Raw genomic sequence first — 21,072 nt, forward strand, 5'->3', positions numbered from 1 at the left:
CCACTCCATGCGGTGGCTGGCGATCGAATGTGCAAGCGAAGCGTGCTCGGTCGCGCTGTTTGAAGATGACGCCCTGATCGCCCATGACCACCGCATGCTGGGGCGCGGTCACGCCGAACACCTTGTGCCCATGATCGCTGCGCTGCCCGATCGCGGGCGGGCGCAACGCATCGCCGTTTCGCGCGGGCCGGGCAGTTTCACCGGAGTGCGGATCGGCCTGGCGACCGCGCGCGCGCTGGCTCTGGCTTGGCGAGCTGAGCTTGTGGGCTATCCCACGCTTGCACTTGTCGCTGCAGGCGCCCGGGTCGCATGCGGACCAGTGCCGGTTACAGCAGCAATGAACGGCGGACATGGGGAGATTTTCCTGCAGGGTTTCGCGCCCGACGGCTTACCGACAGCGGATCTGCAATCGCTAGCACCGGATGTCGCGGCCGCTGCTGTTCGCGCGGTGCTGCTCGCCGGAACACGCGCCACGGAACTCGCCGCGCTGGTACCGGGCACCGAGGCGTTGGCGCTGCACCCGGATGCACGGCTGGTCGCCATGTTGCCGCCAGCATTGCTGACGTCCGATACGACCGCACTTTATGGCCGTGCGCCAGACGCCCGTCTCCCCAGCGCCCATATTCCGGCCCCATGACGGACGATCTTGACCGGATCATGGCAGTGATGACAGCCGCTTTCGATCCGTATTGGGGCGAGGCGTGGACCCGCCGGCAGGTGGCCGATTCGCTCCTCATGCCTCACACGCATTACTATCTCGCTGACTGGACCGGCGCGGTGCCGGTGGATGAAGCGCCGGCGGCGGGCTTTGCGTTGGTGCGCGCCGCGCCCGGTGAAGAGGAATTGCTTCTTATCGGTGTCGCTCCCGAAGCGCGCGGCCGGGGGGTCGGTTCGGCCTTGTTGCGCCAATTGGCAGCTGCTGCCGAACTACGCGGAGCGGACCGCATTTTTCTGGAAATGCGGGCTAATAATCCCGTGGAGAACTTGTATCGCCGTCATGGCTACTGGCCTATCGGCCGGCGTCATGATTATTATCGACTGGCCGATGGGACGCGCCTGGATGCGATTACTTTCGCCTGCTCGATCGGACCCGCTGATTTCGCAGATGATGAATAGCTGAGCTCTCACGAGAACCCCGTCTGCACTATACTTGCAAGTTTCGGAAAAATGTTTCACCGGCGCGGCGGATCAATATGCGTCCATCAACCCCCATGGCGCGCAGGAGATAAGAAAAGATGGATAACACTCAGAACGAGACTGCCGAAATGCTCATCACTCTGACGTCAGACATTGTTGCAGCACATGTCAGCAACAACAACGTCGACGTCGCCGATATGCCGACGCTGATCACCAGTGTTCACGCAGCACTTGCCGGGCTGGGACAGCCGGCCGAACCGGAAGAAGAGCCGCGCACGCCAGCAGTCCCGGTGCGCTCTTCGGTCAAGCCGGACTATATTGTCTGCCTCGAAGACGGCAAGAAGCTGAAAATGCTCAAGCGCTATTTGCGGACCAATTACGACATGAGCCCGGAAGATTATCGCGCGCGCTGGAACCTGCCGGCGGATTACCCGATGGTCGCGCCCAACTACGCTGCCACCCGCCGCGATCTGGCAAAGAAAATCGGGCTTGGTCGGAAGCCGGGCCAGCCGCGCGGTCGCAAGCCCAAGGCCAAGGTCTGACCCGTACTCCAAACCGCGCCAGCGCGCGGCTTGAGCACAGCGCCCCGGCCCGATAAGGGTACGGGGCGTTTTGTCTGGAGCCATCTTTGCCGCACCGTATCGACCTCGAACAATTGTGCGCCGAACGCGGCCTCCGCATCACCGAGCAGCGCCGGGTCATCGCCCGGGTCCTGTCCGAAGCCGATGATCATCCCGATGTCGAGTTGCTCCACCAGCGCGCCGCAACCATCGATCCGCGGATTTCGATCGCTACGGTCTATCGGACTGTACGCCTGTTCGAAGAAGCCGGCATTCTCGACCGGCACGATTTCGGCGATGGCCGTGCCCGGTACGAAGCGGCGCCCGAGGCGCATCACGATCATCTGATCGATGTGGAAACGGGCAAGGTGATCGAATTCGTCGATCCCGAGTTGGAAGCCTTGCAGAAACAGATCGCCGAGAAACTTGGCTATCGGCTGGTGGACCACCGGATGGAGCTGTACGGCGTCAGGGCGGACCGCCGCGGCTGATGGTGGCTAGCCCGGCACTCGACCAGCCCGCGCCCCGCATCGGGCTGCGCGGGTGGACGCGTACTATGCTGAGGGTGGCGGCGATGGCGGTCTTGCTGCTGATCTGCGCTCCGCTGCATCTGCTGACCCGGCTGATTGCCGATAGCAGGATTTTCGCGCGCCTGTTCCTCACCGGAATAGGGTGGCTCGCCGGGATGGACATCCGCGTGCATGGTCGGCCCGCGCCACACGCATTGTTGCTGGCAAACCATGTCAGCTGGATGGATATTCCCGCGCTGGCGCAGGCAGCCGGTAGCGCCTTTATCGCGCATGACGGGCTGGCGGGGCACCCGTTCCTCAAATGGCTGTGCGAGATGAACGACACGGTGTTCATCGCCCGCCACGAACGTACGACGGTGGCAGGTCAGGTGGCCGAAATCCGCGCAGCGCTGGCTGGCGCAAGCCGGCTGACTATTTTCCCTGAAGGAACCACAAGCGACGGCACTACCACGCTGCCTTTCAAGAGCGCGCTGCTTTCGGCGATCGACCCGCCGCCGCCCGGCATTGCCGTGCAGCCGGTGGTGCTGGTCTATGACGAGGCACCGCACGTGTCGTGGGTTGGCGACGAGCCGGGGCTCGACAATTTCAGGCGCATCCTTGCGCGGGCGCGTTCGGTTCGACTCGATATCCATTTCCTGCCCCCCTTGACGGGTCCGGCGCTCGCGGGCCGCAAAGCGATGGCGCAGGCCGCGCAAGGCGCTATTCGCGCCCGTCTGCCCGCCTAGCCCGGCGCTTCCCGCGAGCGCCATTTTACGGTAGGGGCGCGCGCCATGCGACCAGTTGCGCCCCCCAAGACCTTTCGGGTCAAAAGCTTCGGCTGCCAGATGAACGTCTATGATGGCGAGCGCATGGCTGAATTGCTGGCCGAACAGGGCATCGCGCCCGCGGTCGAGGGCGAAGCGGCTGATCTGGTGGTGCTTAACACCTGCCACATACGCGAAAAGGCGGCGGAGAAGGTTTATTCCGATATCGGGCGCATCTCCAAGGCCGGGGCCGAGGCGGGTACGACGCCCCTGATCGCGGTCGCTGGCTGCGTGGCGCAGGCCGAGGGCGAAGAGATCATGGCCCGCGCACCGGCCGTGAGCATGGTGGTCGGTCCGCAGGCCTATCACCGGCTGCCGGGAATGATCGAACAGGCGGTCGCCGGGCGCCGCACCACCGATACGGATATGCCGGCCGACGCCAAGTTTGCCGCTTTACCGCAGCGCCGCCGCAGCGCTCCCGCCGCGTTTCTGACGGTGCAGGAAGGCTGCGACAAGTTCTGCACCTATTGCGTGGTGCCCTATACGCGCGGGGCGGAAATCAGCCGGCCGTTCGCGGCCCTGTTCGACGAGGCCCAGCGCCTCGCCGATGCCGGTGCGCGCGAGATCACGCTGCTGGGTCAGAACGTCTCGGCCTGGCGCGGCGAGGATGCGCGCGGGCGGCCCATCGGGCTTGCCGGGCTAATCCGCGCCATCGCCGATTTGCCCGACATCGCCCGCATTCGGTACACGACCAGCCATCCGGCCGACATGGACGATGAACTGATCGCCGCGCATGGCGAGATCGGCAAACTGATGCCTTACCTGCACCTGCCGGTGCAAAGCGGCAGCAACCGTATCCTCAGGGCGATGAACCGCAGCCACAGCACCGAAAGTTACCTCGCACTGCTGGATCGGTTCCGCGACGCCCGACCCGATCTGGCGCTATCTGGCGATTTCATTGTCGGCTTTCCGGGCGAGAGCGAGGCCGATTTCGCCGATACGCTGCGGCTGGTCGATGCAGTGGGATATGCGGCCGCGTTCAGTTTCAAATATTCGCCGCGCCCCGGCACGCCGGCGGCGACGATGCCTGATCAGGTCGCACCCGAAATTATGGACGAGCGGCTGCAACGATTGCAGGGCGCGCTTGGCCGGCATCAGCTGGCGTTCAATCAGGCGAGCGTGGGCAAGTCCTGCACGGTCCTGGTCGAACGGCGCGGCAAGCTGCCCGGCCAATGGCTCGGCAAGTCGCCGTGGCTGCAATCGGTGCACTTTACGGGCGAGGCGGCTATCGGCGATCTGGTCGAAGTCGAGCTGACCGCTGCTGGCCCCAACTCGCTCGCCGGGAGATTGCTGGAACCGGCTCTGGCCTGACGCGCTGCTCTTCTGTGCAAAGGCCGGCGCATGACGCTTGTTTCAGCGCCAGCCGCCACTATCCTCGACGGGCAACGAAAGGACCGCATGGCTCGCAAACTGCCGGGGCCCACCCCTCCCTTCTCTCCCCCGCCGGCCCCAATGCGCGAGGCGCGTCGCGCCCGGGTGGAGGTCAGCTTCGAAGATCAGTCGCTGCTGGTCCCGCTGTTTGGCCAGTTCGATGCCAATCTGGTGCAGGTCGAGAACCGGCTGGGCGTGTTCATCTCTGCCCGCGGCAACCATTTGCAGATCGAGGGGCCAGAAGATGCCGTTGCCCGTGCGCGCGACGTGCTGACGCGGATGTATGACCGGCTGGCGCTGGGGCAGGATCTCGACCCAGGCGCGGTCGAATCGCTGATCGCCATGTCGAACGAGCCGACACTGGAGGGGATCGTGCGTGGCCAGGATGGCGGCGCGCCGATCATGATCCGTACCCGTCGCAAGACGATCGTCCCGCGTTCGGCCGGACAGATCCCCTATATGCGGCAGCTAGCCAGCACGGACATCGTCTTCGCGTTGGGCCCGGCGGGCACCGGCAAGACCTATCTGGCGGTGGCGCAGGCCGTCAGCCAGCTCATCACCGGGAGCGTGCAACGCCTCATCCTTAGCCGCCCGGCGGTCGAAGCAGGAGAGAAGCTCGGCTTCCTCCCCGGCGATATGAAGGACAAGGTCGATCCCTATCTGCGTCCGCTTTACGACGCGCTGTACGATTGCATGCCGCCCGAACAGGTCGAACGCCATCTGGCGAGCGGGGTGATCGAGGTGGCGCCGATCGCCTTCATGCGCGGGCGCACGCTGGCCGACAGCTTCATCATCCTCGATGAAGCGCAGAACACGACCCGCGAACAGATGAAGATGTTCCTCACCCGCTTCGGCCAGAACAGCCGGATGGTGGTGTGCGGCGATCCGCGGCAGGTGGACATTCCCGGCGGGGACGCGATGAGTGGCCTCGCCGACGCGGTCTCCAAGCTGGAGGGTGTCGAAGGCATCGCGGTCAGCCACTTCACAGCCGCCGACGTCGTCCGCCACCCGATCGTCGGCCGCATCGTCGAGGCGTATGAAGGCACGGGCTCGTAGACAGGCGCGGGCCGGTTGATGGAACTCGATATCGATCTTGAAGGCTGGCCCGGCGGTGCTGACTGGCCCGCGCTGGCGTTGCGCGCGGCTGAGGCGGCGGCGGCTGTCTCGCCGGAACTTGCGCATCCCCGGCTGGCCGCCAGTGTCCTGTTCACCAGCGACGCCGAGGTGCGGCAGCTCAACGCCGATTGGCGCGGCAAGGACAAGCCGACCAACGTGCTCTCATTCCCGATGCTTGAGCGTGCGGATCTGCTGGCGTTAGCGGAGAAAGGGCCGCCCCAACTCCTGGGCGACATCGCATTGGCGCATGAAACCTGCGCGCGCGAGGCAGCCGAGCGCGGCATTGGGCTGGCCGATCACGCTGCGCACCTGCTGGTCCACGGCTTCCTTCATCTGGCCGGCCATGATCATGAAACTGCGCCCGAAGATGCGGCAGCGATGGAGGCACTGGAGATAAAGGCGCTTGCGCTGCTGGGCCTTGGCAACCCATATGAGGGCGATCAACAGGTGGAGCGATGATCAGGGCCATGCCCGACAATGACAGCCAATCGGGAGACGGAGACAGTAGACGCGGGCTGTGGCTCGCGGTGCGTAAATTCTTCGACGCCAATGCCGGCGAACGCTCGCTGCGCGAACAGCTCGAGGATGTCATTGACGAGCACGAGGACGGCGCGCCAGCCTCGGCTTCGGGCGAGACCAGCGGCGATCTTTCGCCGCTCGAACGCCAGATGCTGCGCAATCTGCTGCACTTCAGCGAACATGATGCCGACGATGTCGCCGTCCCGCGCGGCAAGATCATCGCCGTCGCCGATACGCTGCCGTGGGCCGAACTGGTCAATATATTCGCCGAAAGCGGCCATTCGCGCCTGCCGGTTTATCACGACACGCTCGACCAGATCGTCGGGATGATGCATTTGAAGGACGTGTTCCCGTTGATCGCGCGGGACGAGGTGCCGGACGATTGGACCGCGTTGATGCGCCAGCCGATCTTCGTTCCGCAGGCCCGCGGCGCGCTCGACGTGCTGGCCGATATGCGGCTCAATCGGGTCCACCTGGCGGTCGTGGTGGATGAATATTCGGGCACCGACGGGATCATCACGATTGAGGATCTCGTCGAGGAGATCGTCGGCGAGATCGAGGACGAGCATGACGATGCGCCCGAACAGTTGATCGTGCCGGTCGGTGCCAAGATGTGGGATTGCGATGCTCGGGCTGAACTGGACGACATCGCCCGCGAGATCGACCCCCGCCTCGCGCAGATCGAGGAGCCGGTGGACACACTCGGCGGGCTGACCTTCCTGCTGGCCGAAGGCGTGCCGCCGGTCGGCACCATGCTGGCGCATGAGAGCGGCTGGCGGATCGAAGTGCTCGAAGCCGACGATACTCATGTCCGCCGTCTGCGGTTGCACGCGCCCGCAGAAGAACGGCCCGAAGACCGCGAGGAATAGGCATGGGCCTGCGCCGCCTGCCGCCGCTGCGCGCGATGGAAGCGTTCATGCGCGTGGTACGCCTCGGATCGGCGCGGGCCGCAGCGGCGGAACTGGCGCTCAGTCCCTCGGCCCTGTCCCGGCGGATCGCGGGGCTGGAGGATTTCGTCGGCAAGAAACTGTTCACCCGCGCGCATCAGACGATGGCGCTGACCGATGAGGGCCGGGCATTCTATGATGCGGTCGCTCCGCATTTCGATGCGCTGACAGCAGCGGTGGAAAGCCAGTCGGAAAACCTCAGCCTGCTGCGGCTGCATCTGGGGGTACTACCGCTGTTCGGGGGGCAGCGGCTGTTCCCGCGGTTGCCCGAACTGCGCCGGCTGCACCCGCGTCTGCATATCGACATCGACACCGGCCCGCATCTGCTCGACCGCGTTGGCGATACGCTCGACGCCGCAATCGTGCTGGCGCACGCACCCGATCCAGCCTTCCATGCCGTGCGTCTCGACCACAATCAGGTCCACGCGATCACGTCGCGCGCGCTGGCGGCGGAACTGGGCGAGCAGCCCGGCGCAATCGATCTCGCGCGCCAGACTTTTCTCGTACACAACGAAATGCCCGACAGCTTTGCGGCCTGGCAGGAAGCAATCGGGCTCGAACGGTTCGAGCCGGCGGCCATCGATCATTTCGATTCAGGGCAATTGATGCTCGAAGCAGCCGCGCAGGGCCTCGGCATAGCGATCATGCATGACGACCATTTTAACCGCGCGGGCGATCGGCGGCTGGCTAGGTTGTTTCCGGACACGCCCGTCGAAAGCCCTTATTCCTACTGGTTCATCTGCCGCCCCCGCGCGCTGGAGCAGCGCCCGGTCCGCCTGTTCCACGACTGGCTGGTGGCTGCCGACCTCTGATCGTTCGCTTTTCGTCAACCATTGCCCCCTAGCTTCGACAACCAAGCGGGGGTTGCCGGTGATCGAGATCGAAATCCAGAACGAGACGCATCAGTCGCAGGAGCGGTTGCGCTTTGCCGCCGTGCCGCGGATCGGCGAAGGGATTCGCCTGCGTGACCCTGATGGGTGCTGGGCATCCTATGACGTGCTCGACCTGTGGTACCAGAAGGCCGAATATGGCGATATCTGGGTGCCCTATCTCCATGTGCGGATGACGCCCGAAGATGGCGTGCAACCCGTGCCGACTGTCGCGGTACCGGCGGCGAACGACCATTTCTCGGGCCGGGAGGTGCAACCATTCACGGCCTGATCAAACGGCACGGGCGGATGGTTCCGCCAGAGGAGCGCGCCCCTGCGGCGCCCGCCGCCGCGCCGGCGCCCACCCCGCAATCTCCCGCCATCGCTTCCCAGCTTCTATGCCTGGTGGTGGACGACTCGCGTGTACTGCGAAAACTAACGCGCCGCGTGGCCGAAGGGATCGGCTACACCGTGCTCGAGGCCGAGAATGGTGAGGAGGCACTGACCCGGTGTGCTAGGGCGATGCCTGCGCTGGTCATTACCGACTGGAACATGCCGGTGATGAGCGGGCTCGAATTCGTCAGCGCGCTACGTGCCATGCCCGGCGGCGCAGCGACGCGGGTTGTGTTCTGCACATCCAACGCGGGCGCGCGCGATATTCATCAGGGTATTGAGGCCGGAGCGGACGAATACGTCATCAAGCCGTTCGACGAGGCGACACTCAAAGCCAAGCTCGCCAGCATCGGGGCCGCCTGACGCGCTGCCCCGATACCGGCGTAGGGGATCAGGCGACGGTCGCCTTGACGATCTTGCCCGGCGCGCGCGGCGGCTCGCCCTTGGGCAGCGCGTCGACATGCTCCATCCCGCTCTCGACCTGACCCCAGACGGTATATTGCCGGTCGAGGAACCGCGCATCGTCGTAGCAGATGAAGAACTGGCTGTTCGCGCTGTCGGGCACGCTGGTGCGGGCCATCGAGCACGTGCCGCGGACATGCGGCTCGGCGTTGAATTCGGCCTTAAGGTCGGGCTTGTCCGACCCGCTCATGCCCGTTCCGGTGGGGTCCCCGCCCTGCGCCATGAACCCGGGGATCACGCGATGGAACACCACGCCGTCGTAAAAGCCGTCGCGCGCCAGTTCGGTGATCCGTTCGACATGGCCAGGGGCCAGATCCGAGCGCAGGCGGATGACCACGTCGCCGGTTTCGCCGGAGCCGGTATCAAGCGTGAGGGTGAGCGTCTGGTCGGTCATGGGTTTTCGTCTCCTGATGGGTCTTGCGCGCCGATATAGGGGCACGCGCGGCAATGTCACCCGCGGCTTGCTTTTGAGCTTGCCCGCCCTAGACGAAGGCGCATGGCGGGGACCGAACCTTCCTTCGAGGACGGCATGCTGCGCACGCGTGACGATGGCGCGCGCCCCGACGAGGGCGGCCGCCCTGACGACCGGCTCGACGATGCCCGGCTGGACGAGGAAAACCGGCTGAAGCCCGAATATGTCCGGCAGGTGCGCGCCGCCCTCGACGCGGGCGAGCGGGGCGAGGTCTATGACCTTGTCGAACCGCTGCACCCGGCGGACATCGCCGACCTTATCGAACTGCTCGAACCGGCCGAGCGCCCTGCCCTCGCCGCCGCGATTAGCGATCTGATGACCGGCGACGTGATCGCCGAACTCAACGATTTCGTTCGCGAATCGATGATGGAAGCGATGCCGGCCGCGGCAGTCGCCCATATCGCCGAACAGCTCGAGACGGACGACGCGGTCCAGCTTATCGAGGATCTTCAGCCGGCCGACCAACAGGCCGTGCTGGCCGAGCTGGAGCCCGAGGACCGCGCCGCGATCCAGACGGCGCTCGCTTATCCCGAGGAAACCGCCGGCCGGTTGATGAGCCGCGAATTCGTCGCGGTGCCCGAGCATCTGACGGTTGGCGACCTGATCGACTATTTGCGCGCCGAGACCGACCTGCCCGATGATTTCTGGGAAGTGTTCGTGGTCGATCCGCATCACCGCCCGGTGGGCACCTGTCAGCTGTCGTGGGTGCTGCGCGCCCCGCGCGAGGTGCAACTGACCGACGTGATGAAACGCGACCAGACGCTGATCCCCGATCTGACCGATCAGGAAGAGCTGGCGCTGATGTTCCAGAAATACGCGCTGATCTCGGCCGCGGTGGTCGATGCCAGCGGGCGCCTGGTCGGCCAGCTGACGGTCGATGATGTGGTCCACATCATTTCGGAAGAAGCGGGCGAGGACGTGCTGCTGCTGTCGGGCGCGGGCGAAGGCGACATCAACGAGCCGATCCGCGACGCCTATACCGCGCGAGTCCGCTGGCTGATCGCCAATCTGGGCACCGCGCTGATCGCCAGCCTGATCATCGCCGCCTTTGGCGCGGCGATCGAGCAATTGGTGGCGCTGGCGGTGCTGATGCCGATTGTCGCCTCGATCGGCGGCAATGCCGGGACGCAAACCATGGCGGTAACGGTGCGCGCGATCGCCACCAACCAGCTCACGCGGAGCAATACACGGCGCATCCTGTGGCGCGAATTGCGCGTCGCGGTGCTTAACGGAGCGACGATCGCCGTGCTGATCGGCATGGCCACTTCGGTCATTTTTACCCCCATGCTGGGCGGCGTGATTGCGGCCGCGATGGTGATCAATGTCATCGTTGCCGGCCTTGCCGGTGTGCTCGTACCGGTCCTGTTCGACCGGATGAATCAGGACCCGGCCGTCGCCAGCAGCGTATTCGTGACGATGATCACCGATTCGATGGGCTTCTTCGCGTTCCTCGGACTGGCGGTGGCGAGCGGTCTCGCCGGCTGAACGCTTGGGATTGGGGCGCGCGCACCCTATCTAACCGGCCGATGCCGCTTAACCTGACCAAGATCGCGTTCGGCGCGAAGTCGTATGCCGATATCGAGAGCTGGTTCGCCGGACGCCCGCGCCTCAGCGTCAATACGCGCTATCGTCCGACCCGGTGGGAAGAATGCACGGGCGGATCGCTGTTCTGGATTCACGAGCATAATCTGGTCGCCCGCAGCCCGATCCTCGGCTTCACGCAGCAGGATAATGGCCGCTGGTTCATCGACCTTGCACCCACCCTCATCCCTGTTGTCGCCACCCCGCGGCGCGCGCATCAGGGGTGGCGCTACCTCGCCGACGATAAAGCGCCACGCGATCTGGCGCCCGGCGAGAACCCGGGCGACATCATCCCCGGCCGGCTCGCCGCGCGGTTGCTGCGGCTGGGGTTGATTTAGCCCGCCTCGTCCTTGCGCAACCACCATTCTAGAAGATGGCGGGCGATGGCCTGCGGAGGTGGGGCGATGAACGGGGCAGCCGGCTCGCCCGCCAAGGCTGCGGCCACTTCTGCCACCGTGAACCACCGTGCCTCATCCAGTTCGGTGTGGTCGACGGTCAGCGCGTCATTGTCGGCGATGGCGTGGCAGCCGATCATCAACTGCGAGGGGAAGGGCCAGGGCTGGCTGGCGACATAGCGCACCGCGCGGACCGCTACCCCCGCCTCTTCGCGCACTTCTCGCGCGACGGCTTCCTCGATCGTCTCGCCCGGTTCGACGAAGCCCGCCAGCGCGGAAAAGCGCCCCTCGGGAAATTGCGGCTGGCGGCCGAGCAGCAGGCGTCGTTCCGCCCCTTCGCCATGCTCGACCAGCATGATCGTGACCGGATCGACCCGCGGAAAATGTTCTGCCCCGCACGCGCTGCAACTGCGCTGCCAACCTCCCTTGGCCATCTGTGTGGCGGCGCCGCATTGGGCGCAGAAGCGGTGCCTTGCATGCCAATCGACCAGGCTGCGCGCCGCGCCATACAGCGCCAGATCCTCCGCCCCCAATATCGCCAGCGCCTGCCAGATGCGCGGGATGGCATAGGCCGGCCGCGCCTCGCCGGCCGCGGGAACCGGAGCAAAACACGCCTTGCCGTCGAGCATACCGAGGAACACCAACTCAGTCTCCGCCGAGCAATCGGCCAGCGTGCCCCAGGAGAGGCAACCCGCATCATCGCAGCCGGGCACCAGGCCGGCTTCGAGCACCAGCACCCGCGCGCGCCAGTCCATCAAGGCGGCGAGCGCGGCAGGGTCGCTGCGGAGATGGTCCGCGCGATCAATCCGCGCGCCCGCAAAGGCGATCGCCCCCGGCCCAATCCGCATCGCCGTCAACGCCCGGCCAGATCGGCCATGACCGCCGCCGGGAAGGCGCGGTGCAGCGGATAGGCCTCCGCCGGCATGTATTGCGTCATGAAATTGGCGCGTAGGCCGCGGCGCAGATCGACCAGGCCGACGGTGCCCGCGGCGCCGGCCCAGCCATAGGTGCCAGCCTGTTCGCCCAGCCCGACGCGGCCGCCGGCGCCAAACCCGCCGCCGGCAGCAAAAGTGCCGGTGGTGACGACCCCTTCGGGCAGCAAGTTCGAGGTGCCGATCCGCACCGCATCTTCGGCCAGCACCCGCTTGCCATCAATCAGTCCGTAACCCAGCAGCATCCGCAGGAAGCGGTCGTAATCGCGCGGCGAGGAGACCAGCCCCGCCCCGCCGGCAGGCAGCCCCGGCTCCTCGAGAAATACCGAGCGCGCCGCCGGGTCGAGCGGGACGAGCGCGCCGCCCAAGACGAAATAGTTGGTCGTCAACCGGTGCGCCTCAGTGGCGGGCACTTGAAAGAAGGTGCTGGTCATTCCGGCGGGTGCGAACAGCCGTTCGTGGAGGAACTCAGCGAAGCTCTGCCCCGAGACGACCTCGATCACCCGGCCGAGCAGATCGAGCGAGACCGAATAGGACCAGCGCGTGCCCGGCTGCGCAACCAGCGGCAGCGCCGCCAGCCGTTCCGCAAATACGTCGAGCCCGCGCACAGTGGCCGCACGGCCCATCAGCTGCGCAATCGGCAGCCGGCTGACGGGGCCCGGCGTCAGCCCCTGCTGCTCGTAAGCCTGCCGGATCGGGCCGCGCTGGATGATCGAATAGCCGAGGCCCGCGGTGTGCGTCAGCAGATGGCGGATGGTGATCGGCCGCTCCGCCGGCACGGTATCTTCGAGCGAGCCGTCATAGCTGCGCTGCACGCGCATTTCGGCAAAGGCCGGGATGATCTCGGCCAGCGGCTGGTCGAGCGCGAGCTTTCCCTCGGCGATCAGTTGCATCACCGCCATGCCGGTAATCGGCTTGGTCATCGAATAGATGCGATAGAGGCTGTCGGCATCGGCGCGCGCCGGTTGGCCGATGGTCAGCGTGCCGCGCGCGATGAACTCGGGCGCGCGCTGCTCGCGGCCCAGCGTCGCCACAGCGTTGGCCAGCCGGCCGGGGCCGACATAGCTGTCGATCAGCGCCCGCACCGCCCGCCAGTCGCGCGGCCAGGCCGCCGCCTGCGCCAGCGCGCGGCCCGCGCCCGCCCCCGCCAGTGTCGCGCCAAGCCCCAGCCACGCCCCGCCGCGAAGCAAAGCACGGCGATCGAGCGGGAGGATGGCGGCGGGGGCAGCGGGTTCGGTCATCGCGGCGATGTGCGACAAAGGGGCCGAACCGTCAATGAACACCGCGCGCTTGCAAACATCGCTGGCCCCACACATATCGAGCCGATGCTGAACGTCCTCTCGATCCTCACCGGCCTGTTCGCCCTGTTGCTGGCGATCCCCTCGACCATCCCGTTCCTCGGCTGGGGCAACTGGTTCGTGCTGCCGATCGCGATTGTCGGCATCGCGCTCGGCCAGCTGTCGTCGAGCAATGGCGGGCGCAATTTCTGCATCGTGGTGCTTGTGATCGCGGTGATCCGCCTGTCGCTGGGCGGCGGGATCATCTAGGCGAGCACCAGCCGCGCCGCCTTGGCGAATAGAGTCGGCAAGCCGGCTTCGCCCAGCCGCGCGATAGGCCACCATTCCCCGGCGCCTTCCACTATGGGCGCCGGCTTGCCCACCATCCGCCGCACTTCCAGCGTCAGCGCGAAATGGGTGAAGGTGTGGCGCACCGTGCCGAGCACCTCGCCCCCCGCCACCCCCGCACCGTCGCGGCGCGCGTCCCAACCATCATCGGGCAGAGCGCGCATTCCGCCCAGCAGCCCCTCGGGTGGGCGGGCGACGAGCCACACCGCCCCGTCGCGCTCAAACCACAGCGCGGTGCCGCGCCGTTCGGGCTTGACCTTCTTGGGCAGCTTCACCGGATAACGCGCCGGATCGCCTTCGCTGCGCGCAGCGCACAATTCCGCCAGCGGGCAGAGCAGACAGCGGGGCGCCCGCGCGGTGCAGATCGTCGCGCCCAGATCCATCATCGCCTGCGCGAAATCGCCGGCCCGCGCGTCCGGCGTGATCCGGTCCGCCGCCGCGCGGATCGCCTTGCGCGCAGGCGGCAGCGGCTGCGCAATGGCAAACAGCCGCGCCACCACCCGCTCGACATTGGCATCAACCACCACCGCCCGCTGGCCAAAGGCAATCGCCGCCACCGCCGCAGCGGTATAGTCGCCCAGCCCCGGCAGCGCGCGCAACTCTGCCTCGTTCTGCGGGAAGCCGCCGCGCGCCGCCACCGCCGCAGCGCAGCGCACCAGATTTCGCGCGCGGGAATAATATCCCAGCCCCGCCCAGGCGGCCATCACCTCCGCCTCGGGCGCGGCGGCGAGGCTGGCGACATCGGGCCAGCGCGCAGTAAAGGCCGCGAAATAGGGGATGACGGCCGCCACCGTGGTCTGTTGCAGCATCACTTCCGACAGCCACACGCGGTAGGGGTCGGGCGGCTGCCCACCACCCTTGCCGTTCGGAGGGGAGCGCCATGGCAGCGTGCGGGCGTGCCGGTCGTACCAGGCCAGCAGCAGCGGCGCGATGTCATGCTCTCTGGCTTGCACGCGCGCGCTATGGCATGGCCGGCGGCGCAATGGAACGCGGCGCCCCACCCCCTCCCCGCAAGGCACGCAAGGCCGCGCTGGCCAACGCGTATGGCAAGGCGTTCGAACGCCCGCGCGGCGGGGCGGCCAAGCCGATTGCCGAACTGATGCCGCAGATCGGCCGCACCGCGTTCCGCCGCTTCGGTTTTGTGCAGTCGAGCGTTGTCACCCGCTGGCCCGAAATCGTCGGCCCGCGTCACGCGCAGGTCTGCGCGCCCGAAGCGATCCGGTTCCCGCCAGGCGAGAAAGCCGACGGTATCCTGCAACTGGTGGTGCTGCCTGCACAGGCCCCGCTGATCCAGCACGTCATCCCCGAGATTATCGAGCGGGTGAACCGCTTCTTCGGCTACAAGGCGGTGGCGCGGGTCAAGCTGCGGCAAGGCGCGGTTAAGCCGCCCTCTGCTGAAGCGCGCCCGGCAGCGCCGCCATCGCTGCGGCCGATCCCGCTGGAACTGGGGGAAAGCCTGCGCGATATCGGCGACCCGGAATTGCGGCAGGTGCTCGAATCATTGGCCCGCAGCCTTGGCGACCGCGAGGAAAGACAGGAACAAAAGAATTGAAGACCCGCACTAACTGGCTGGCCCTGCCCGCCTTGGCAACTGCAGCGCTGATGCTGGGGGCGACTACTCCGGCCCCGCAGCGCAGCAGCAACTGGAACACCACCGTCACCCGCACCGCCGGCGGCAGCCATCTGATCGGCAATCCGCGCGCCGAGGTGAAGCTGACCGAATATGTCAGCTATACCTGCCCGCATTGCGCGGCCTTTGCGCGCAGCGGCGATAATGCGCTGGAACTGGCCTATGTCGGACCCGGCCGGGTGCAGCTGGAGGTGCGTAATTTCGTCCGCGATCCGGTGGACCTCACCGCTGCGATGCTCGCGAATTGCGGGCCGGCCAGCAAATTCCCGCAGAATCACAAGGCGTTCATGAGCCGGCAGGCGAGCTGGCTGCCGACGCTCGCCAATCGCACTCCGGCGCAGGTGCAACGCTGGACCACCGGCGATTATGCCGCACGCCGCCGCGCGATGGCGGCCGATTTCGGTTTCTACACGATCATGGAGAGCCGGGGTTACACCCGTGCCGAGGCCAATCGCTGTCTGGCCGACAATGCGCTGGCGACGCGGCTGTCCGAAGGGACGCGGGCCGACGCCAATACCGGCGTGACCGGTACGCCGAGCTTTGCGGTCAATGGCCGGCTGCTCGCCGGGGTGCACGACTGGACCGCGCTGGCGCCAGTGATCGACGCGGCGCTCTGATCCGTATCTGTGCACAAGCGCGTGGCCATGCTTCAAAGCGCGGGCCTTTCGCGTCTACCTTTTCGCTCGACCTGACAGGAGCCTGATGACGATGCTTCGCCTGCCCCGTTTCGCCCCCACTGCCCTTGCCCTGCCGCTCGCCCTCGCGCTGGCCGCTTGCGGAGAAAAGGACGCCGTTTCCGAATCCGGCGCACCCACCGGCGAACCAGTCGCCGCGGTGGCCGCGCCGGCGGGCCAGCAATGGGCCGATGTCGCCACCGTCACCCCCGAAGGCGGCGCGCTGATCGGCAATCCGAACGCTCCGATCAAGCTGATGGAATTCGGCTCGCTCACCTGCGGCGCCTGCGCCCAATTCGCGCAGACCGGCTTCGAACATCTGCGCGACAAATACATCAATTCGGGCCGCGTCAGCTTCGAGTTGCGCAACCAGGTGCATAACGGGATCGACCTTGTGATGGCGCGGATGGTCCGATGCTCCACGCCCGAAGCGATCGTGCCGCTGTCCGAACAGGTGTGGATGAATTTCGAGCCGGTGATGGAACGCGCGCAGCAGGGCGCCGCCGCGCTCGAGAACATGGGCCAGCTGCCGGAAAACCAGCGTTATGCCGCCGTTGCCGAGGCCACCGGCCTGCTCGATTTCTTCGCCGCGCGCGGCATCAGCAAGGATCAGGCGCGCGCCTGCCTCGCCGATGGCAAGGCGGTGGAAGAAATCGCCAACCGCTCGACCGCGCAGTCGGAAGAGCTGAACGTGACCGGCACGCCGACCTTCTTCATCAACGGCCGCAATGTCGGCACGCAAGGCTGGGCGACGCTCGAACCGATGTTGCAGGAAGCGGGCGCCCGCTAGGGCCGCCGGAGCGAGGCGGGGGAACCGGCGGATGCAATTGAAACGGCTCAAGCTGAGCGGTTTCAAGAGCTTCGTCGAGCCTGCCGAATTGCGGATCGAGCCGGGGCTGACCGGCGTCGTCGGCCCCAATGGCTGCGGCAAGTCCAACCTGCTCGAGGCGATCCGCTGGGTGATGGGCGAAAACTCGCCCAAATCCATGCGCTCGGGCGGGATGGAGGATGTCATCTTCGCCGGCACCGAAACGCGCCCTCCGCGTGATTTCGCCGAAGTCGTGCTGCAGGGCGATGGCGATGATGGCGAACCGCTCGAGGTGGTCCGCCGGATCGAGCGCGGCGCGGGCAGCGCCTACCGCGTCAACGGCCGCGACGTGCGGGCGAAAGACGTTGCGCTGACCTTTGCCGATGCCGCCACCGGCGCGCACAGCCCGGCGCTGGTCAGCCAGGGCAAGATCGCGCAGGTGATCGCCGCCAAGCCCGCCGAACGCCGCGCCATGCTGGAAGAAGCCGCCGGGATCGCCGGCCTCCACGTCCGTCGCCGCGATGCCGAGGGTAAGCTGCGCCAGACCGAGGCGAACCTCGCCCGGCTGGAAGATCTGATGGCCGGGCTCGACAGCCAGATCGCCACCCTTCGCCGGCAGGCGAAGCAGGCCGATCGCTATGCCGCACTGAGCGAGGACATCCGCCAGGCCGAGGCGCAGCTGGTCTTTGCCCGCTGGCGCGATGCCGCCCGCGCCGCCGACGAAGCGCGCGCCGCCGCCGGGGCGGCCGAGGCCGCTGTCGCGGGTGCCCAGCAGGCGAGCGATGCGGCGACCAAAGAGCAGGCTGCGGCCGCGAAGACGCTCGCCGCCGCGCGCGACGACCTTGCCGACCGGCGCGACGATGCCAGCGCGCACGGGCACCGGATGGCGGCGCTGACCGAGAAGCTCGAAGCTGCTGAACAGCGCCTCGCCGATCTCGAGCGGCAGCGCACCCGGCTCGAGGAGGATCGCGGCGAGGCGGACCGGCTGACGCGCGATGCCGCCGATGCGCTCGCCCGGCTGGAGACGGAGCTCGCCGCCGGCGCGGCGCGGCTGGCCGAGGACGAGGCGCAGCGCCCCGCGCTCGCCGCGCGGCTGGAAGATAGCGAGCGCGCCGGCCGCGCTGCCGAGCTGGCCTTGGCCAAGGCGACCGCCGATAATGCCGGGGTCGAGGCCGACTGGCGCGTCGCCGAAGGCGAGGTCGCGCAGGCCGCCAGCCGCGTCCAGCGCGCTCAAGGCGAACTGGCCCGCCAGCCGCAGGCGCGCGCCGCCCTGGGCACGCTGGAGGAGGCCGAGGCTGCGCTGATCGAAGCAACACAGCGCGCCGGGGCGGCGGGTGAAGCGGCCGAAGCCGCCCGCCGCGCGGCCGATGCAGCGCGGGCGCGCAAGGATGCCTTGTCCGCCGAGCGCGACGAGGCCGCCAGCACGCTCGCCGCCGCCCGCGCAGAACTCGCGGCAGTCGAACGCGAACATGGCGCGCTGGCCCGCGACAAGGATGCGCGCGCACGGCAGGCGGGCCGCGGCGGCCTTCCCGCCGCGCTTGACCGCGTGCGCGCCGCGCCCGGCTATGAACGCGCGGTCGCCGCGGTGCTGGGCCGCGATGCCAAGGCCGGGCTTGGCCGGCCGCGGGATGGCACGGAAGGGCGGTTCTGGGCCGGCAATGCGCCCACCCCCGCGCCGGTTGCCGACAGCCTGCTCAGCCATGTGCCGGATTGCCCGGTTGAGCTGCGCGCAAGGCTGGCGCTGGTGCATCTTTGCCCCGGTGATGTCGATGACGGTCGTGCGCTGGCGCCCGGCGAATGGCTGGTAACGCGCGCCGGCCATCTGCGCCGGTGGGACGGGTTTATCGCACGGGGCGAAGGCGGCGCCGAAGCCGCCCGGCTGGAGGCGGATAACCGCCTCGCCGCGCTCGCCGCGCAACTTCCGGCGCTGACTTCCGCCGCCGGCACCGCCGCCACCCGCCACGCCGCGGTGGTGGCGGATATTTCCGGTGTCCAGCAGGCCGTCATTGCCGCCGACCGCGCACTGGCCGCGGCGACCGAGGAGGAGCGCCACGCCCTGCGCGCCGCCGATCAGGCCGAAGGGGCGCGCGATCGGCTGGCCGCGCGGCTGGCCGAGCTCGATCAGGCGGCAGGCGACCTGGCGCAGCGGCTGGCCCAGGCCGAAGCTGATCAACATGCGGCCGAGGCCCGCCGCGATGCGTTGCCCGACCCTGCCGCCGGGCGCGCCGCGCTGGATGCCGCGCGCGCCCACAACGAGGCGGCCCGCACCGCGCAGCAGGCCGCCGCCGCGGCGCTGGCAGCGCACGATCAGGCGCTGGCCGTCGCGCGCGAGCGGATCGCCGCCCAGCGCAGCGACATTGCCGGCTGGCAGGCGCGCGCGGGCGACGCTGCGCGGCGGCTGGCGGAAATGGCCCGCCGGCTGGACGAGATCGAGGAAGAGCGCGCTGTCGTCGCCGCCCGACCCGCCGGCCTCATCAGCGAGATCGAGCAGGGCGAAGCCACCCGCATCCGGCTGGGCGATGCGCTGGCCGCCGCCGAACAGGTGCTGGCTGCGGCACTAGGTGCGGCGCAGGCGGCCGACCGGGCGCTCGCCCAGGCGGGCGAAGCGCTCGCCGGCGCGCGTGAACAGCGGGCCGGGCTGGCTGCCCGCGCCGACAGCGAGGAGGAGCGCCGCGCGGAAATGGCACGCCTCTCGGGCGAACGTTTCCAATGCCCGCCGCCGCTACTGCCAGGCCGGTTCGGCTTCGACGCCGACGCGCCCGGCGATGCCGCCGCCGCAGCCGAGGCGATGGACCGGCTGGTCGCCGCGCGCGAACGCATCGGCCCGGTCAATCTGGTCGCCCGCGACGAGCTCGTCCGGATCGAGGCGCAGCACGGGTCGAGCGCCGAGGAACAGGCTGAACTGGCCGAAGCGGTTCATCGGCTGCGCGGTTCGATCGGCAGCCTCAACCGCGAAGGGCGCGAGCGGCTGCGTGCCGCGTTCGAGCAGGTCGATACGCATTTTCGCCGCCTGTTCACGCGGCTGTTCGAAGGCGGGCAGGCGCATCTGGCGCTGATCGATTCGGACGATCCGCTCGACGCGGGGCTCGAAATCTACGCCCAGCCGCCCGGCAAGCGGCTGCAATCGCTGACGCTGCTGTCAGGCGGCGAGCAGGCGCTGACCGCGATCGCGCTGATTTTTGCCCTGTTCCTGACCAACCCCGCGCCGATCTGCGTGCTCGACGAGGTCGATGCGCCGCTCGACGATGCCAATATCGACCGCTTCTGCGACCTGCTCGAAGCGATGACCCGCGAGACGGCGACGCGCTATCTGATCGTCACGCACAACGCCGTGACGATGAGCCGGATGCACCGCCTGTTCGGGGTAACGATGATCGAAAAAGGCGTCTCGCGCCTCGTCAGCGTCGATCTGGGTGAGGCGGAGAAGCTGGCCGCCGAGTAGCCCGCGACGTCAGGTGCGCAGCGCTTCGGCCAGTTGCTGCCGCACAGCCTGCAATCGGCTGACCAGTTCAGCCGAAATGGCCGGGGCCGCGGGCTGTTCAGCGGGATGCGGATCGGCAGTCTCAGCCGCTTGCGCGAGCGGCTTTGCGCTGAGGCCCCCATCAGGCTGCCACCGCGCCAGCGCCGCCTTGGCGCCGCGCAGCGTATAGCCTTCCGAATTCACCAGCCGGTCGATCTCGCGCACCAGTGCGACATCGGCCGGGCGATAATAGCGCCGCCCGCCGCTGCGTTTCAGCGGCTGCAATTGCGGAAATTGCTGTTCCCAATAGCGCAGGACGTGCTGGCGCAAGCCGAGCGCCTCAGCCACCTCGCCGATGGTGCGCAGCGCTGCGTCGTCCTTGCCATCGCCGAACAGCGTATCGGCCACGTCAGCCCCCGTCGACGATCCGCTGCTTGAGCAGCTGGCTGGCGCGGAAGGTCAGCACGCGGCGCGGGGTGATCGGCACCTCCACCCCGGTCTTGGGATTGCGGCCGATCCGTTCGTTCTTGTCGCGAAGAACGAAGCTGCCAAAGCCCGAAATCTTGACATTGTCGCCCTTGGCCAGCGCGCCGCACATATGATCGAGGATCGCTTCGACCATGGCGAGCGATTCAGAGCGGGAAAACCCGACCTTCCGGTTGATCTTTTCTGCCAGATCCGCGCGTGTGAGTGTGCCGACCGATCGCATCCGTGCCCCTTTCGCTACTGTGCCCCGTCGCCAGGGCGGCGTCCGGGCAACGCTATCAAGCTTGGGGCGGCGCCGCAAC

Annotated in this window: 25 protein-coding genes; 19 read left to right on the forward strand and 6 right to left on the reverse strand. The window is 67.7% G+C overall.

Annotation, left to right across the window (positions count from 1 at the left end):
- Window positions 1-7: 7 nt before the first annotated feature.
- From tsaB to ILT46_RS04820, 12 genes are all read left to right on the forward strand, one after another.
- Window positions 8-637 (forward strand): tRNA (adenosine(37)-N6)-threonylcarbamoyltransferase complex dimerization subunit type 1 TsaB, encoded by a 630-nt coding sequence (gene tsaB, locus ILT46_RS04765; protein WP_199503477.1) that lies wholly within the window; start codon window positions 8-10, stop codon window positions 635-637.
- Window positions 634-1,116 (forward strand): GNAT family N-acetyltransferase, encoded by a 483-nt coding sequence (locus ILT46_RS04770; protein ID WP_199503478.1) that lies wholly within the window; start codon window positions 634-636, stop codon window positions 1,114-1,116. Before tsaB ends, ILT46_RS04770 begins: the two co-directional genes overlap by 4 nt.
- Before the next feature lie 119 nt (window positions 1,117-1,235).
- On the forward strand, window positions 1,236-1,679 hold the full coding sequence (locus tag ILT46_RS04775; RefSeq protein WP_199503479.1) for a MucR family transcriptional regulator: 444 nt from the start codon (window positions 1,236-1,238) through the stop codon (window positions 1,677-1,679).
- 86 nt (window positions 1,680-1,765) lie between these two features.
- Complete coding sequence (locus ILT46_RS04780) at window positions 1,766-2,188, forward strand: Fur family transcriptional regulator (RefSeq protein ID WP_199503480.1); 423 nt, start codon at window positions 1,766-1,768, stop codon at window positions 2,186-2,188.
- Window positions 2,189-2,271: 83 nt separating this feature from the next.
- Window positions 2,272-2,952, forward strand: a complete 681-nt coding sequence (locus ILT46_RS04785) for a lysophospholipid acyltransferase family protein (protein ID WP_233396984.1) — start codon at window positions 2,272-2,274, stop codon at window positions 2,950-2,952.
- 45 nt (window positions 2,953-2,997) lie between these two features.
- Window positions 2,998-4,341, forward strand: coding sequence for a tRNA (N6-isopentenyl adenosine(37)-C2)-methylthiotransferase MiaB (gene miaB, locus ILT46_RS04790; RefSeq protein WP_199503481.1), 1,344 nt, complete (start codon window positions 2,998-3,000; stop codon window positions 4,339-4,341).
- Between the two features lie 141 nt (window positions 4,342-4,482).
- Window positions 4,483-5,457 carry a PhoH family protein gene (locus tag ILT46_RS04795; RefSeq protein WP_233396985.1) on the forward strand — a complete coding sequence of 325 codons (975 nt, stop codon included), beginning with the start codon at window positions 4,483-4,485 and terminating at the stop codon, window positions 5,455-5,457.
- A gap of 18 nt (window positions 5,458-5,475) precedes the next feature.
- Window positions 5,476-5,976 (forward strand): rRNA maturation RNase YbeY, encoded by a 501-nt coding sequence (gene ybeY, locus ILT46_RS04800; RefSeq protein ID WP_199503483.1) that lies wholly within the window; start codon window positions 5,476-5,478, stop codon window positions 5,974-5,976.
- 8 nt (window positions 5,977-5,984) lie between these two features.
- Window positions 5,985-6,905: a hemolysin family protein gene (locus ILT46_RS04805; RefSeq protein ID WP_199503538.1), complete on the forward strand. Its 921-nt coding sequence runs from the start codon at window positions 5,985-5,987 to the stop codon at window positions 6,903-6,905.
- A gap of 2 nt (window positions 6,906-6,907) precedes the next feature.
- Window positions 6,908-7,795 (forward strand): LysR substrate-binding domain-containing protein, encoded by an 888-nt coding sequence (locus tag ILT46_RS04810; protein ID WP_199503484.1) that lies wholly within the window; start codon window positions 6,908-6,910, stop codon window positions 7,793-7,795.
- Between the two features lie 58 nt (window positions 7,796-7,853).
- Window positions 7,854-8,144, forward strand: coding sequence for a hypothetical protein (locus tag ILT46_RS12095; protein WP_370592333.1), 291 nt, complete (start codon window positions 7,854-7,856; stop codon window positions 8,142-8,144).
- Window positions 8,145-8,260: 116 nt separating this feature from the next.
- On the forward strand, window positions 8,261-8,608 hold the full coding sequence (locus ILT46_RS04820; protein ID WP_370592334.1) for a response regulator: 348 nt from the start codon (window positions 8,261-8,263) through the stop codon (window positions 8,606-8,608).
- 28 nt (window positions 8,609-8,636) lie between these two features.
- Here ILT46_RS04820 and ILT46_RS04825 read toward each other — a convergent pair whose 3' ends face one another.
- Window positions 8,637-9,101: a peptidylprolyl isomerase gene (locus ILT46_RS04825; protein WP_199503486.1), complete on the reverse strand. Its 465-nt coding sequence runs from the start codon at window positions 9,099-9,101 to the stop codon at window positions 8,637-8,639.
- A 135-nt stretch (window positions 9,102-9,236) separates the two neighbouring features.
- Between ILT46_RS04825 and mgtE the strand changes: the two genes are divergently transcribed.
- Window positions 9,237-10,664, forward strand: a complete 1,428-nt coding sequence (mgtE, locus tag ILT46_RS04830) for a magnesium transporter (protein ID WP_199503539.1) — start codon at window positions 9,237-9,239, stop codon at window positions 10,662-10,664.
- A gap of 41 nt (window positions 10,665-10,705) precedes the next feature.
- Window positions 10,706-11,098 carry a DUF1489 family protein gene (locus tag ILT46_RS04835; RefSeq protein ID WP_199503487.1) on the forward strand — a complete coding sequence of 131 codons (393 nt, stop codon included), beginning with the start codon at window positions 10,706-10,708 and terminating at the stop codon, window positions 11,096-11,098.
- On the opposite strand, the gene nudC is transcribed toward ILT46_RS04835, so the two are convergent.
- Both nudC and ILT46_RS04845 read right to left on the reverse strand, forming a co-directional pair.
- Complete coding sequence (nudC, locus tag ILT46_RS04840; RefSeq protein ID WP_199503488.1) at window positions 11,095-12,003, reverse strand: NAD(+) diphosphatase; 909 nt, start codon at window positions 12,001-12,003, stop codon at window positions 11,095-11,097. The genes ILT46_RS04835 and nudC overlap by 4 nt on opposite strands.
- Window positions 12,004-12,008: 5 nt before the next feature.
- Entirely contained in the window at window positions 12,009-13,328 is a 1,320-nt protein-coding gene (locus ILT46_RS04845; RefSeq protein ID WP_199503489.1) for a serine hydrolase domain-containing protein, read from the reverse strand.
- An 84-nt stretch (window positions 13,329-13,412) separates the two neighbouring features.
- Between ILT46_RS04845 and ILT46_RS04850 the strand changes: the two genes are divergently transcribed.
- Entirely contained in the window at window positions 13,413-13,634 is a 222-nt protein-coding gene (locus tag ILT46_RS04850; RefSeq protein ID WP_199503490.1) for a hypothetical protein, read from the forward strand.
- Here the strand turns inward: ILT46_RS04850 and mutY are convergent.
- Window positions 13,631-14,665, reverse strand: a complete 1,035-nt coding sequence (gene mutY / locus ILT46_RS04855) for an A/G-specific adenine glycosylase (protein WP_199503491.1) — start codon at window positions 14,663-14,665, stop codon at window positions 13,631-13,633. The two genes, ILT46_RS04850 and mutY, sit on opposite strands and share 4 nt — an antisense overlap.
- A 14-nt stretch (window positions 14,666-14,679) precedes the next feature.
- Between mutY and ILT46_RS04860 the strand changes: the two genes are divergently transcribed.
- The 4 genes from ILT46_RS04860 (at window position 14,680) to ILT46_RS04875 (ending at window position 20,266) form a co-directional block, all read left to right on the forward strand.
- On the forward strand, window positions 14,680-15,264 hold the full coding sequence (locus ILT46_RS04860) for a DUF721 domain-containing protein (RefSeq protein WP_233396986.1): 585 nt from the start codon (window positions 14,680-14,682) through the stop codon (window positions 15,262-15,264).
- Window positions 15,261-15,959, forward strand: coding sequence for a DsbA family protein (locus ILT46_RS04865; protein ID WP_233396987.1), 699 nt, complete (start codon window positions 15,261-15,263; stop codon window positions 15,957-15,959). The genes ILT46_RS04860 and ILT46_RS04865 overlap by 4 nt, the downstream gene beginning before the upstream one ends.
- A gap of 85 nt (window positions 15,960-16,044) precedes the next feature.
- Window positions 16,045-16,806: a DsbA family protein gene (locus ILT46_RS04870; protein ID WP_199503492.1), complete on the forward strand. Its 762-nt coding sequence runs from the start codon at window positions 16,045-16,047 to the stop codon at window positions 16,804-16,806.
- 31 nt (window positions 16,807-16,837) lie between these two features.
- Entirely contained in the window at window positions 16,838-20,266 is a 3,429-nt protein-coding gene (locus tag ILT46_RS04875; protein ID WP_199503493.1) for a chromosome segregation SMC family protein, read from the forward strand.
- A 9-nt stretch (window positions 20,267-20,275) separates the two neighbouring features.
- Here ILT46_RS04875 and ILT46_RS04880 read toward each other — a convergent pair whose 3' ends face one another.
- Together ILT46_RS04880 and ILT46_RS04885 are read right to left on the reverse strand one after the other, a co-directional pair.
- Window positions 20,276-20,692, reverse strand: a complete 417-nt coding sequence (locus ILT46_RS04880) for a MerR family transcriptional regulator (RefSeq protein WP_199503494.1) — start codon at window positions 20,690-20,692, stop codon at window positions 20,276-20,278.
- A 1-nt stretch (window position 20,693) separates the two neighbouring features.
- On the reverse strand, window positions 20,694-20,993 hold the full coding sequence (locus ILT46_RS04885) for an integration host factor subunit alpha (protein ID WP_199503495.1): 300 nt from the start codon (window positions 20,991-20,993) through the stop codon (window positions 20,694-20,696).
- Window positions 20,994-21,072 lie beyond the last annotated feature (79 nt).

This window comes from Qipengyuania sp. YIM B01966 (assembly GCF_016461955.1).
GTDB lineage: Bacteria > Pseudomonadota > Alphaproteobacteria > Sphingomonadales > Sphingomonadaceae > QFOP01.